Origin of the sequence: Microbispora cellulosiformans (assembly GCF_008728085.1) — a bacterium.
Classification (GTDB): Bacteria; Actinomycetota; Actinomycetes; order Streptosporangiales; family Streptosporangiaceae; genus Microbispora; species Microbispora amethystogenes.
Map to the genome: position 1 here is coordinate 179,318 of NZ_VYTZ01000016.1, position 15,377 is coordinate 194,694.

Genomic DNA, 15,377 nt, shown 5'->3' on the forward strand with positions numbered 1-15,377 from the left:
TGTACATCGCCGGCGCCGGCCTGGCCCGGGGGTATGTGGGCCGTCCGGGGATGACCGCCGAGCGGTTCGTCGCCTGCCCGTTCGCCCCTGGGGTGCGGATGTACCGCAGCGGCGACCTGGCCCGCTGGCTCAACAACGGGCAGCTTGCCTTCGTCGGCCGCGCGGATGAGCAGGTGAAGATCCGCGGGTTCCGCATCGAACCCGGCGAGGTCGAAGCCGTCCTCGCCACCCACGAATCCGTGGCACAGGTCGCCGTCATCGTCCGCGAAGACCGCCCAGGCGAGAAGCGCCTGGTCGCCTACGTCGTCCCCACCACCGACACGACAAGCTCCGGCGGACGGGGCGAGGAGGGTTCCCCGAGCGGAACGAGCGGGGATGCCATCGACACCGTGAGCGGCGTGGCCGCTGGTTCGGGGACTGCCGGCGCGGTCGCCGCACGGGTGGATGTCGCGGAGTTGCGGGAGTACGCGGCCTCGCGGTTGCCGGATTACATGGTTCCTCTGGTCGTGCCGATCGAGGCGATGCCGCTGACGGCCAACGGCAAGCTGGACCGCGCCGCCTTGCCCGCACCTGATCAGCCCGCCGCGGGCCGTACGGCGGAAACCCCGATGGAAGAGCTTCTGTGCGGGTTGTTCGCCGAGGTCCTGGGCGTGGAGCAGGTCGGGGCGGAGGCGTCGTTCTTCGACCTGGGCGGTGACTCGCTGCTGGCGATGCGGTTGATCGCCCGGATCAGGTCGGTGCTGGAGACCGAGATCAGCATCGGTGACCTGTTCGGTGAGCCGACCGTCGCCGGGCTGGCCCGGATGATCGGCGGGACCGGCCAGGTCCGGCGGGCGCTCACGCCGTTGCCGCGGCCCGAGGTGCTGCCGCTGTCGTACGCCCAGCAGCGCATGTGGTTCCTCAACCGCCTCGAAGACGCCGGAGACAACGCCGTCTACAACCTCCCGCTGGCGCTGCGCCTGTCGGGCGACCTGGACATGGCGGCCCTGGACGCCGCGATCGGTGACATCGCGGACCGGCACGAGAGCCTCCGTACGATCTTCCCGGAGACCGGCGGCGTCCCGCGCCAGGAGGTTCTCACCGGGGCCGCGGGCCGGCCGGCCGTCGGGGTGACCCAGACCTCCGAAGACGGACTGCGGGACGCGGTCGCCGCTCACCTCGACGCGGGCTTCGACGTGAGCGTGGATCTGCCGTGGCGGGCCCACCTCTTCGCTCTCGGCGCGTCGGAGCACGTGCTGCTCATCGTCGCGCATCACATCGCGGTGGACGGCTGGTCGATGGGGGTGCTGGGCCGGGACCTGAGCACGGCGTACGCGGCCCGTCGCGAGGGCCGCGCGCCGAGTTGGCGGCCGCTGCCGGTGCAGTACGCGGACTACGCGCTGTGGCAGCGAGAGGCGCTGGGCGATCTGGACGATCCGGGCAGCCTGATCAGCGGCCAGCTCGGTTACTGGCGCCAGGCCCTCGAAGGGGCGCCGGAGGAGCTGGCGCTCCCGGCCGACCGGCCACGCCCGGCGGCGTCGTCGTTCCGCGGCGGCAACGTGCATCTGGAGGTGGACGCGCGAACCCACGCCCGGCTGGTGGAGCTGGCGCAGAACGGCCGGGCCACGATGTTCATGGTGGCGCACGCGGCGCTCGCGGTGCTGCTGGCAAAGGTCGGCGCGGGGACCGACATCCCGATCGGTACGGCGATCGCCGGTCGCGGGGACGCGGCGCTGGAGGATCTGGCCGGGTTCTTCGTCAACACCCTCGTCCTTCGCGCCGACCTGTCCGGCGACCCGTCGTTCGAAGACGTGCTGGCGCGGGTGCGCGAGACCGACCTGGCCGCCTACGCCCACCAGGACGTCCCCTTCGAGCGCCTCGTGGAGGAGCTGAACCCCACCCGCTCGCTGTCGCGCAACCCGCTCTTCCAGATCATGCTGGCCGTGCAGAACCTCACGCCCACCGTCTGGGAGCTGCCCGGTCTGCGGGGAGAGTCGCTGCAGCTTGGCGCCGAGGCCGCCCGGATCGACCTGTCCGTGACTCTCGTGGAGCGACGCGACGACGGCGAGCCGTCCGGGATGGGCGGCATGATCCTCTACGCCGCCGACCTGTTCGACGAGGAGACGGCTGAGGCGCTCGCGCGGCGGTTGGTGCGGGTGCTGGAGCAGGTGGCGGCCGATCCGTCCGTACGGCTCAGTGAGCTGGAAGTGCTGGACGACGCCGAGCGTCGGGCCGTGCTGGGCGAGTGGAACGACACCGCCACGCCGGTCGCGGTCCGCACCTTGCCGGAGTTGTTCGCGGCGCGGGTGGAGCTGTCGCCGGGTGCGGTGGCGGTGGCCGGGCCGGGGGTGTCGTGGTCGTACGCGGAGTTGGACGCGGCGGCGAACCGGATCGCGCATGAGCTGATCGCCCGGGGGGTGGGTCCGGAGGATCTGGTGGGCGTGATGATGGAGCGCTCGCCGGACCTGGTCGCGGTGCTCTTGGGCGTGGCGAAGGCGGGTGCGGGGTTCGTGCCGGTGGATCCGGCCTATCCGGCGCAGCGGATCGCGTTCATGCTGGGTGACGCCGCCCCGGCGCTGGTGCTGTGCACCCAGGCCGTACGGCCGGCGCTCGCGGAAGCCGAGGACCTGGTTCCGGACGGCGGGTCCCCCCATCTGGTGCTGGACGATCCGGCGGTGGCCGCGTCCGTGGCGTCCCGTCCGACGTCGCCCGTCGCGGATGCCGATCGGGTGGCGCCATTGCTCGTCGGCCATCCCGCGTATGTGATCTACACCTCCGGGTCGACCGGCATCCCGAAGGGTGTGGTGGTGACCCATCGGGGCCTGGGGAATCTGGCGGAGTCCCAGATCGACCGGTTCGCGGTGGAGTCGTCGTCCCGGGTGCTGCAGCTCGCGTCGGTGAGCTTCGACGCGGCGGTCTCGGAGATGTGCATGGCGTTGCTGTCGGGCGCGACGCTGGTGATGGCCGGTGCCGATCGGCTGCCTCCGGCTGGGTCGCTGGCCGACGCGGTGGGCGAGTTCGGGGTGACGCACGTGACGGTGTCGCCGTCGGTGCTCGCTTCGGTGGAGACGCTCCCGGACAGTGTGGAGACGCTGGTGGTGGCGGGTGAGGCGTGCCCGCCGTCGTTGACCGAGCGCTGGGCGGACCGGATCCGCATGATCAACGCGTACGGCCCGACGGAGACGACCGTCTGCGCCACGATGAGCCGTCCCCTCGTGGCGGCCGGAGCGGCCCCGATCGGCGCGCCCATCGCCAACACCCGCGTGTTCGTGCTGGACGACTTCCTCCGTCCGGTCCCGCCCGGGGTGACCGGTGAGTTGTACGTGGCGGGGCTGGGGCTGGCTCGGGGGTATCTGCGACGGGCGGGACTGACGGCGGAGCGGTTCGTGGCGTGTCCGTTCGCGCCTGGTGAGCGGATGTACCGCACGGGCGACATGGCCCGCTGGAGCCTCGACGGGGAACTGCTCTTCGCGGGGCGGGCCGACGAGCAGGTGAAGATCCGCGGGTTCCGGATCGAACTGGGCGAGATCGAGGCCGTGCTGGCATCGCATGGGTCGGTGGGGCAGGTCGCGGTTGTCGTGCGGGAGGACCGCCCGGGTGACAGGCGCCTGGTCGCCTACGTCGTCCCGGCCGACGGCCAGGTGGCGAACGTCGCCGCGCTGCGGGAGTTCGTCGGCTCCCGGTTGCCGGACTACATGGTGCCCATCGTCGTGCCGATCGACGAGCTTCCGTTGTCCGTCAACGGCAAGCTGGACCATGCCGCGCTGCCCGCGCCCGACTTCGCGGGCGTCGCCGTGGGCCGTGGGCCGGCCACCCCGGTGGAAGAGGTGCTGTGCGGGCTGTTCGGCGAGGTGCTGGGCCTCGACTGGGTGAGCACCGACGCCTCGTTCTTCGACCTCGGCGGCGACTCGCTGCTCGGGATGCGGTTGATCGCCCGCATCCGAGCCGTGCTGGAGGCCGAGCTCGGCATCGGCGAACTCTTCGGTGAGCCGACGGTTGCCGGGTTGGCGCGGTTGGTTGGTAGGACGGGTCAGGCGCGTCGGGTTCTGTCGCCGGTGGCGCGGCCGGAGGTGTTGCCGCTGTCGTACGCGCAGCAGCGGATGTGGTTCCTGAACCGCCTCGAAGAGGCGGGGGAGGGCGCGGGGTACAACCTGCCGCTGGCGTTGCGGTTGTCGGGTGAGCTGGATGTCGCGGCGTTGGAGGCGGCGGTCGGGGATGTGGCCGATCGGCATGAGAGCCTGCGCACGATCTTCCCCGAGGCCGGCGGGGTTCCGTGTCAGCGGATCGTGGAAGGGCCGGCGGGCCGTCCGGGGCTGGAGGTGGTCCAGGGCGGTGGCCGTGATGTGGCCGACCTGGTGGCCGCTTATGCCGGGCGCAGGTTCGATGTGCGGGTCGATCTGCCGTGGCGGGTCTGCGTGGTGTCGGTGTCGCCCTTGGAGCATGTGCTGCTGGTGGTGGTGCATCACATCGCCTCTGACGGGTGGTCGATGGGTGTTCTGGGCCGGGATCTGGCCCGGGCGTACGCGGCGCGGTGTCAGGGTCAGGTGCCGGGCTGGCAGCCGTTGCCGGTGCAGTACGCGGACTACGCGTTGTGGCAGCGGGAGGTGCTGGGCGATCTGGACGACCCGGCCAGTCTGATCAGTGACCAGCTCGGTTACTGGCGCCAGACCCTGGAGGGGGCGCCGGAGGAGTTGGCGCTTCCGGCCGATCGGCCGCGTCCGGCCACGTCGTCGTTCCGTAGTGGTGATGTGCGGTTGGAGGTCGACGCACGAACCCACGCAAGGTTGGTGGAGGTCGCCCAGCGGGGCGGGGCCACGATGTTCATGGTGGCCCACGCGGCCCTGGCGGTCCTGCTGGCGAAGGTCGGCGCGGGGACCGACATCCCTGTCGGTACGGCGATCGCCGGTCGCGGGGACGCGGCGCTGGAGGACCTGGCCGGCTTCTTCGTCAACACCCTCGTCCTTCGCGCCGACCTGTCCGGCGATCCGTCGTTCGAAGACGTGCTGGCGCGGGTGCGGGAGACCGACCTGGCCGCCTACGCCCACCAGGACGTCCCCTTCGAACGCCTCGTAGACGAGCTCAACCCCACCCGCTCGCTGTCTCGCAACCCGCTCTTCCAGGTCATGCTGTCTTTGCAGAACCTGCCGGAGGCTGAGGGCCAGTGGGACCTACCCGGCCTGAGAGTTGCCCCACTGGACGAGGGGCCGGCGGACGCGACGGCCCGATTCGATCTGTCGCTGACGCTGGTGGAGCACCGGGACGAGACCGGGGCTCCGGCCGGCCTGATCGGCGGGCTGCTCTACGCCGCCGACCTGTTCGACGAGTCCACGGCTCAGGCGCTCGCCCAGCGGTTGGTGCGGGTGCTGGAGCAGGTGGCCTCCGACCCCTCTGTACGGCTCAGCCAGGTCGATGTGTTGGACGAGGTCGAGCGGGAGGCGGTGCTGCGCGGGTGGAACGACACCGCTGTGGGGGTGGCGGAGGGGACGTTCCCGGTTCTGTTCGAGGCGCAGGTGGCGCGGACGCCCGGTGCGGTGGCGGTGGCCGGGCCGGGGGTGTCGTGGTCGTATGCGGAGTTGGACGCGGCGGCGAACCGGGTGGCGCATGAGCTGATCGGCCGGGGGGTGGGTCCGGAGGATTTGGTGGGCGTGATGATGGAGCGCTCGCCGGAGCTGGTCGCGGTGCTTTTGGGGGTGGGTAAGGCGGGTGCGGGGTACCTGCCGATAGACCCCCGGCATCCGGCGTCGCGGATCGCGTTCATGCTGGGCGACGCCGCTCCGGTGGTGACGGTGTGCACGACCACCACGGAACCGGCCTTGTCGGCTGCTGCCGCCGATGTGCCGCGGGTGGTGTTCGACCTGCTGGACCTGTCGGGGGTGCCCAGCGTCGCGCCGATGGATGCGGATCGGGTGGCGCCGCTGCGGCTGGATCACCCGGCGTATGTGATTTACACCTCGGGGTCGACCGGGACGCCGAAGGGGGTGGTGGTCTCCCATCGTGGGGTCGGGAGTCTTGCGGCGGCGCATATCGCCCGGTTGGGGGCGGGGGGCGGGGCGCGGGTGTTGCAGTTCACCTCGCTGAGCTTCGATGTGGCGTTCGCGGAGTTCTGCACCGCTTTGTTGTCGGGGGGTGCGCTGGTGGTGGCCGGCAGCGAGATGCTGCCGCCGTACGGGTCGCTGGGTGAGGTGACGGCCGCCTTCGGGGTGACGCATGTGATGATGCCGCCGTCGGTGCTGGCGGCGGCGGATGATCTGGCCCCCTCGGTGCGCACGGTGTCGGTGGCGGGTGAGGTGTGTCCGTCGTCGTTGGTGGAGCGGTGGGCGGAGGGCCGCCGGTTCGTCAACGCCTATGGTCCGACCGAGGCGACGGTGATCGCGACGATGAGCGGGCCGTTGTCGGCCGGTGTGGGTGCGGTGCCGATCGGGCGGCCGATCGAGAACACCCGGACCTACGTCCTGGACGACCACCTGCGGCCGGTGCCGCCCGGCGTGACCGGTGAGTTGTATCTGGCGGGCGCCGGTTTGGCGCGCGGGTATGCGAAACGGGCGGGGTTGACGGCGGAGCGGTTCGTGGCGTGTCCGTTCGCGGGTCCGGGTGAGCGGATGTACCGGACGGGTGACCTGGCGTACTGGACGGCCGACGGGCAGATCGTGGTGTCCGGGCGGGCTGACGACCAGGTGAAGATCCGCGGGTTCCGGGTGGAGCCGGGCGAGATCGAAGCCGTGCTGGTCTCCCACGAGTCGGTGGCCCAGGCCGCGGTGCTCGTACGAGAGGACCGGCCAGGTGACAGGCGCCTTGTCGCCTGCGTCGTCCCGGCCGACGGCCAGGTCGTGGATGCCACAGCCCTGCGGGAGTTCGTCGGCTCCCGGCTGCCCGACTACATGGTGCCGCTGGTCGTGCCGATCGGGTCGCTTCCGCTGACGGTCAACGGCAAGCTCGACCGGGCCGCGCTGCCCGCACCGGAGTTCTCGGACGTCGCCACCGGTCGTGGCCCGGCCACCCCTGCCGAAGAGGTGCTGTGCGGCCTGTTCGCCGAAGTTCTGGGCGTGGAGCAGGTCGGGGCGGAGGCGTCGTTCTTCGACCTGGGCGGTGACTCGCTGCTGGCGATGCGGTTGATCGCCCGGATCAGGTCGGTGCTGGACACCGAGGTCAGCATCCGTGGGCTGTTCGCCGAGCCGACGGTTGCGGGGTTGGCGCGGTTGGTTGGTGGGACGGGTCAGGCGCGTCGGGTTCTGTCGCCGGTGGCGCGGCCGGAGGTGTTGCCGCTGTCGTACGCGCAGCAGCGGATGTGGTTCCTGAACCGGCTGGAGGACGCGGGGGAGGGCGCGGGGTACAACCTGCCGCTGGCGCTTCGCCTGTCGGGTGAGCTGGACGTCGTGGCGTTGGAGGCGGCGGTCGGGGATGTGGCCGATCGGCATGAGAGCCTGCGCACGATCTTCCCCGAAAGTGGCGGGGTTCCGTGTCAGCGGATCGTGGAGGGGCCGGCGGGCCGTCCGGGGTTGGAGGTGGTCCAGGGTGGTGGCCGTGATGTGGCCGATCTGGTGGCGGCGTATGCGGGGCGCAGGTTCGATGTGCGGGTCGATCTGCCGTGGCGGGTCTGCGTGGTGTCGGTGTCGCCCTTGGAGCATGTGCTGCTGGTGGTGGTGCATCACATCGCCTCTGACGGGTGGTCGATGGGTGTTCTGGGCCGGGATCTGGCCCGGGCGTACGCGGCGCGGTGTCAGGGTCAGGTGCCGGGCTGGCAGCCGTTGCCGGTGCAGTACGCGGACTACGCGTTGTGGCAGCGGGAGGTGCTGGGCGACCTGGACGACCCGGCCAGTCTGATCAGTGACCAGCTCGGTTACTGGCGTCAGGCCCTGGAGGGCGCGCCGGAGGAGTTGGCGCTTCCGGCCGATCGGCCGCGTCCGGCCACGTCGTCGTTCCGTAGTGGTGATGTGCGGTTGGAGGTCGACGCACGAACCCACGCAAGGTTGGTGGAGGTGGCCCAGCGGGGCGGGGCCACGATGTTCATGGTGGCCCACGCGGCCCTGGCGGTGCTGCTGGCGAAGGTGGGTGCGGGGACGGACATCCCTGTCGGTACGGCGATCGCCGGTCGCGGGGACGCGGCGCTGGAGGACCTGGCCGGCTTCTTCGTCAACACCCTCGTCCTTCGCGCCGACCTGTCCGGTGACCCGTCGTTCGAAGACGTGCTGGCGCGGGTGCGGGAGACCGACCTGGCCGCCTACGCCCACCAGGACGTCCCCTTCGAACGCCTCGTGGACGAGCTCAACCCGTCCCGTTCGCTGTCCCGGAACCCGCTCTTCCAGGTCATGCTGTCTTTGCAGAACCTGCCGGAGGCTGAGGGCCAGTGGGACCTGCCGGGCCTGCACGCCGAGCCGCTGCCGGGCGGGTCGATCCAGGCTGCGGCCAAGTTCGATCTCTCTGTGACCTTGGTCGAGCGACGTGACGACGGCGAGCCCTCGGGCCTCGGGGGCATCATCCAGTACGCCGCCGACCTGTTCGACGAGGCCACCGCCCAGACACTCGCCCAGCGGTTGGTGCGGGTGCTGGAGCAGGTGGCCTCCGACCCGTCGCTGCGGCTCAGCCAGGTCGATGTGCTGGAGGAGTCCGAGCGGCGGTCGGTGGTGGAGGAGTGGAACGCCACCGCTACGCCGGTGGTGGCGGGGACGGTGCTGGACCGGTTTGAGGAGCAGGCCGATCGTTCGCCGGATGCGGTGGCGGTGTGGTGCGACGGGACGGGCGTGTCCTACTGGGAGGTGGAGGAGGCGGCCAACCGCCTCGCTTCCTACCTGCGCGAGTTGGGGGTTGGCGCGGAGTCCCGGGTCGGGATGGTGCTGCCGCGCGGGGTGCAGTTGATCGTGTCGATCCTGGCGGCGTGGAAGGCCGGGGCGGGATACGTGCCGATCGACCCTGCCTATCCCGCTGACCGGATCGGTTTCGTCCTGGCCGACAGCGCCGCCCAGGTCGTCATCGGCACCACCGCCACCCTGTCCGGCATCCCCACACCCCACGCCGACACCGGCACCGACACGGGTGCAGGTGCCGACGCCAACGTCGATGTGGGTGGGTTGCGTGTGGTGGTGCTGGATGACGAGCGCACGGCCGAGTGGATCGATGCCTTGCCTGCTGAGCGTGTGGGTGTGGCTGTCGAGGCGTCGGGGTTGGCGTATGTGATTTACACCTCGGGGTCGACGGGGCGGCCGAAGGGGGTGGCGGTGCCGCATGCCGGGGTGGTGAACCTCGCGTATGCGATGCGGCCCGCCCTCGACGTGGGCCCGGGGGTGACGGCGTTGCAGTTCGCCTCCTTCGGGTTCGACGCCGCCGTACTCGACGTCGCCGTCACCCTGGCCGCCGGCGGAACCCTGGCCATCGCGACCGAAGCCGAGCGTGCCGAACCCGGCGCCCTCGCAGAGATGATCAGTGCGGCGGGGGTGGAGGTGGCGAGTGTGGTGCCGTCTCTGCTGAGTGTGCTGGACCCGGAGAGTGTGCCGGGGGTGCGGCGGTGGGTTTTGGGTGCGGAGCGGTTGAGCGCCCGCCTTGCCGCACGATGGACCGCCCAGGCGGAGGTGTGGAACACCTACGGCCCGACGGAAGCCAGTGTGATCACCACCGCAAGCCCGCTGCACACCCCGGTGGAGCAGGACCCGGCGATCGGTACGCCGCTCGCCAACACCGCCGTGTTCGTGCTGGACGACTTCCTCCGCCCGGTCCCTCCCGGCGTCACCGGAGAGGTGTACATCGCCGGCGCAGGCCTGGCCCGAGGCTACGTCGGACGGCCGGGGATGACCGCCGAGCGGTTCGTCGCCTCCCCCTTCACCGACGGGGAGCGGATGTACCGCAGCGGCGACCTGGCCCGCTGGCTCAACGACGGCCAGTTGGCCTTCGTCGGCCGGGCCGATGAGCAGGTGAAGATCCGCGGGTTCCGCATCGAGCCCGGCGAGGTCGAAGCCGTACTCGCCGCCCACGAGTCGGTGGCACAGGTCGCCGTTCTCGTGCGCGAGGACCGCCCCGGTGACAAACGCCTCGTCGCCTATGTCGTCCCCATCACCGACACCTCAAGCGCCGGTGGGCGGAGCGGGGAGGGTGCCCCGAGCGGAGCGAGCGGACGTACCGCGAGTTCGGACATGGCCGAGGCGGAGGCCGCAACCTCCGGCGGACGGGGTCCGGGGGGTTCCCCGAGCGGGGCGAGCGCGGTCGTGGCACGCATGGATGTCGCGGCGTTGCGGGAGTACGCGGCGTCGCGGTTGCCCGACTACATGGTGCCGCTGGTCGTTCAAATCGAGGCGATTCCGCTGACGGTCAACGGCAAGCTCGACCGGGCGGCGCTACCTGTACCGGACGTGGCAGGCCTGCCCGGTAGCCGTGGCCCGGCCACACCCACCGAAGAGGTGCTCTGCGGCCTGTTCGCCGAGGTCTTGGGCGTGGAGCAGGTCGGTGCCGAGACGTCGTTCTTCGACCTGGGCGGTGACTCGCTGCTGGCGATGCGGCTGATCGCCCGGATCCGGGCCGTGCTGGACGCCGAGGTCAGCATCCGCGGGCTGTTCGCCGAGCCGACCGTCGCCGGGCTGGCCAGGCTCGTGGACGGTACGGGTGACACCCGCCGGGCGTTGACGCCGATGCCCCGGCCCGAGGTGCTGCCGCTGTCGTACGCCCAGCAGCGCATGTGGTTCCTCAGCCGGCTGGAGGACGCCGGCAGCGGCGCGAACTACACCCTGCCGCTTGTCATGCGCCTTTCCGGCGAAATCGACGTCGCGGTGCTGGAAGCCGCACTGGGTGATGTCGCCGACCGGCACGAGAGCCTCCGTACGATCTTCCCGGAGACCGGCGGCGTACCTCGCCAGCACATCCTGCAGGGGCAGGCGGGCCGGCCACGGCTGGTGGTCGTCGAGACCACCGAGGACCAGATCGAGGAACTACGGGCCGCGTACGCCGGTCGGGCCTTCGACCTCAGCGTCGATCTGCCGTGGCGGGTCCACCTGTTCACCCTCGGCCCGTCGGACCACGTGCTGCTCATCGTCGCGCATCATATCGCGGTGGACGCCTGGTCGATGGGCGTCCTGGGCCGGGACCTGAGCGTCGCCTACGCGGCCCGTCGCGATGGTCGCACGCCGGACTGGCAGTCGCTGCCCGTGCAGTACGCCGACTACGCACTGTGGCAGCGAGAGGTCCTGGGCGACCTGGACGACCCGGCCAGCCTGATCAGTGACCAGCTCGGCTACTGGCGTCAGGCCCTGGAAGGCGCCCCGGAGGAGTTGGCGCTCCCAGCCGATCGGCCACGCCCGGCGACGTCGTCGTTCCGCGGCGGAACCGTACACCTGGAAGTAGACGCGCGGACCCATGCGCGGCTGGTGGAGGTCGCACAGAGCGGCCGGGCCACGATGTTCATGGTGGCGCACGCGGCGCTCGCGGTGCTGCTGGCAAAGGTCGGCGCGGGGACCGACATCCCGATCGGTACGGCGATCGCCGGTCGCGGGGACGCGGCGCTGGAGGATCTGGCCGGGTTCTTCGTCAACACCCTCGTCCTGCGTACGGACCTGTCCGGTGACCCGTCGTTCGAAGACGTGCTGGCGCGCGTACGCGAGACCGACCTGGCCGCCTACGCCCACCAGGACGTCCCCTTCGAACGCCTCGTGGACGAGCTCAACCCCACCCGCTCGCTGTCCCGCAACCCGCTCTTCCAGATCATGCTGGCGCTGCAGAACGCCGCGCCGACGGCCTGGGAGCTGCAGGATCTCACGGCGGGCCTCATGTCGTCGGCGGGCGAGGAGGTGTCCCGGTTCGACCTGTCGGTCACGCTGGTGGAGCGGCGTGACGACGGAGAGCCCTCGGGGTTGCGCGGCGCGATCCAGTACGCCGCCGACCTGTTCGACGAGGCCACCGCCCAGACGCTCGCCCAGCGGTTGGTGCGAGTGCTGGAGCAGGTGGCCTCCGACCCCGCCGTACGGCTCAGCCAGGTCGATGTGCTGGAGGAGTCCGAGCGGCAGGCGGTGGTGGAGGGTTGGAACGACACCGCTACGCCGGTGGCGGCCGGGACGGTGCTGGACCGGTTCCGCGAGCAGGCCGAGCGGGCACCCGACGCGGTCGCGGTGTGGTGCGACGGAGTCGGCGTCTCCTATCGGGAGGTGGAGGAGGCGGCCAACCGGCTGGCCCACTACCTGCGTGAGCAGGGCGTGGGCGCGGAGTCCCGTGTCGGGCTGGTACTGCCACGCGGAGTTCAGCTGGTCGTGTCGATCCTGGCGGCGTGGAAGGCCGGGGCGGGGTATGTGCCGATCGATCCCGCTTATCCGGCCGACCGGATCGGTTTCGTCCTGGCCGACAGCGGCGCCCAGGTCGTCATCGGCATCGGTGCCACGGTGGCGGAGGTGGACCCCGGGCAGGCCCGGGTGGTCCTGCTCGACGACGAGCGGACCGCCGGGCTGATCGACGCTCAGTCTCCGGAGGCGCCGGAAGGCCGGATCGACGCGGCGCAGTTGGCGTATGTGATTTACACCTCGGGGTCGACGGGGCGGCCGAAGGGGGTGGCGGTGCCGCATGCCGGCGTGGTCAACCTCGCGCACGCGATGCGGCCGGCCCTTGATGTCGGTCCGGGTGTGACGGCGTTGCAGTTCGCCTCCTTCGGGTTCGACGCCGCCGTACTCGACGTCGCCGTCACCCTGGCCGCCGGCGGAACCCTGGCCATCGCGACCGAAGCCGAGCGGGCCGAACCGGAGGCACTCGCCCGCATGATCAGCGCGGCCGGGGTGGAGGTGGCGAGTGTGGTGCCGTCTCTGCTGGATGTGCTGGATCCCGAGGCCGTGCCGGGGGTGCGGCGGTGGGTGGTGGGTGCCGAGCGGGTGAACGCTCGTCTGGCCGCGCAGTGGGTGGAGCACACCCAGGTGTGGGTGGCCTACGGCCCGACCGAGGCGAGTGTGATCGCCACGACGGGGCCGGTCCGGGCCCCGGTGGAGCAGGACCCGCCGATCGGCGCGCCGCTCGCAAACACCGCCGTGTTCGTGCTGGACGACTTCCTCCGCCCGGTCCCACCCGGGGTGACCGGGGAGGTGTACATCGCCGGCGCCGGCCTGGCCCGGGGGTATGTGGGCCGTCCGGGGATGACCGCCGAGCGGTTCGTCGCCTGCCCGTTCGCCCCTGGGGAGCGGATGTACCGCAGCGGCGACCTGGCCCGCTGGCTGGCAGATGGCCAGTTGGCTTTCGTCGGCCGTGCGGATGAGCAGGTGAAGATCCGCGGGTTCCGCATCGAACCCGGCGAGGTCGAAGCCGTACTCGCCGCGCACGAGTCCGTGACCCAGGTCGCCGTTCTCGTGCGCGAGGACCGCCCAGGCGAGAAGCGCCTGGTCGCCTACGTCGTCTCCACCGAGGGTCAGATTGACGTCGAAGCGCTGCGGGAGCACGCCGCAGGCCGGCTGCCCGACTACATGGTGCCGCTCGTCGTGCCGATCGAGGCGATGCCGCTGACGGTCAACGGCAAGCTGGACCGTACCGCGCTGCCCGCGCCTGACGTCGCGGGTCTGCGGGGCGGCCGGGGCCCGGCGACACCCGCCGAAGAGGTGCTGTGCGGGTTGTTCGCCGAGGTCCTGGGCGTGGAGCAGGTCGGGGCGGAGGCGTCGTTCTTCGACCTGGGCGGTGACTCGCTGCTGGCGATGCGGTTGATCGCCCGGATCAGGTCGGTGCTGGAGACCGAGATCAGCATCGGTGACCTGTTCGGTGAGCCGACCGTCGCCGGGCTGGCCCGGATGATCGGCGGGACCGGCCAGGTCCGGCGGGCGCTCACGCCGTTGCCGCGGCCCGAGGTGCTGCCGCTGTCGTACGCCCAGCAGCGCATGTGGTTCCTCAACCGCCTCGAAGACGCGGGAGAGGGCGCGGCGTACAACCTCTCGCTCGCGCTCCGCCTGTCAGGGGAGCCGGACGTCGCGGCGCTGGAGGCGGCGATCGGCGACATCGCGGACCGTCACGAGAGCCTGCGCACGGTCTTCCCCGAGACCGACGGAGTCCCCCGCCAGCACATCCTGGACGGGCCCGCCGGCCGTCCGGCGCTGCTGCTCGCGGAGACCACGGAGCAGGACCTTCCCGAGACGCTCGCCTCGTACGCGGGGCGCAGGTTCGATCTCACCGCCGACCTGCCGTTGCGCGTTCACCTGCTCGCGGTCGCGCCGTCCGAGTACGTACTGCTGATCGTGGTCCACCACATCGCGGTGGACGGCTGGTCGATGGGCGTCCTCGGCCGCGACCTGCGCGTGGCCTACGCGGCCCGCCGCGATGGCCGGGCGCCGGAGTGGCGGCCCCTGCCGGTCCAGTACGCCGACTACGCGCTGTGGCAGCGAGAGGTCCTCGGCGACCTGGACGATCCGGGCAGCCTGATCAGCGGCCAGCTCGGCTACTGGCGTCAGGCCCTCGAAGGCGCGCCGGAGGAGGTGGCGCTCCCAGCCGACCGGCCACGCCCGGCCGTGTCCTCCTTCCGCGGCGCCAACGTGCCGGTCGAGGTGGACGCGGAGACCCACGCCCGGCTGGTGGAGGTCGCCCAGAACGGCCAGTCCACGATGTTCATGGTGGCCCACGCGGCGCTCGCGATGCTGCTGGCGCGGATGGGTGCGGGCTCCGACATCCCGATCGGTACGGTGATCGCCGGTCGCGGGGACGCGGCGCTGGAGGACCTGGCCGGGTTCTTCGTCAACACGCTCGTCCTGCGTACGGACCTGTCCGGTGACCCGTCCTTCGAAGACGTGCTGGCGCGGGTCCGGGAGACCGACCTGGCCGCCTACGCCCACCAGGACGTCCCGTTCGAACGCCTCGTGGAGGACCTCAACCCGTCGCGTTCGCTGTCCCGCAACCCGCTCTTCCAGGTCACGCTGGCCGTACAGAACGGCGGGGGCTCGGAGCAGTGGGACCTCGCCGGGTTGCAGGTCGAGCCGGCGCAGTCCGCGAGTGAGGACACGGCACGGTTCGACCTTTCGGTGACGCTCGTGGAGCGGCGGGACGAGAGAGGAACTCCCGCCGGGCTGATCGGCGGCATCCTCTACGCCGTCGACCTGTTCGACGAGGCCACCGCCCAGGCGCTGTCGAGACGCCTGGTGCGCGTGCTGGAGCAGGTCGCCTCCGACCCGTCCGTACGGCTCAGCACGCTCGGCGTTCTGGGCGAGGCCGAGCGGCGGGTGGTGGTGGAGGAGTGGAACGACACGGCGCGTGTGGTGGGTGCGGGTTCGCTGGTGGAGCTGTTCGGGGCGCAGGCAGGGCGGACTCCGGACGCGGTGGCCGTGTCGGAGGCGGTGTCGGATGCGCTGCCTAACGGTGGGGTGGTGTGGACCTACGCGGAGTTGGCTCGGGTTTCGGATCGGGTGGCGTGTGGGTTGCTGGCTCGGGGGGTGGGCCGGGGTGTTCGGGTCGGGGTGGTGATGGAGCGGTCG

The 15,377-nt window shown here is 71.4% G+C and carries 1 protein-coding gene (cut by a window edge); it reads left to right on the forward strand.

Annotated features, from left to right (window positions below):
• Nucleotides 1–15,377 carry part of the coding region annotated (locus tag F5972_RS31830; RefSeq protein ID WP_150938953.1) for a non-ribosomal peptide synthase/polyketide synthase on the forward strand (this coding region is incomplete at its 3' end). 12,085 nt of the annotated region lie to the left of the window's left edge, so 15,377 of the 27,462 annotated nt are shown.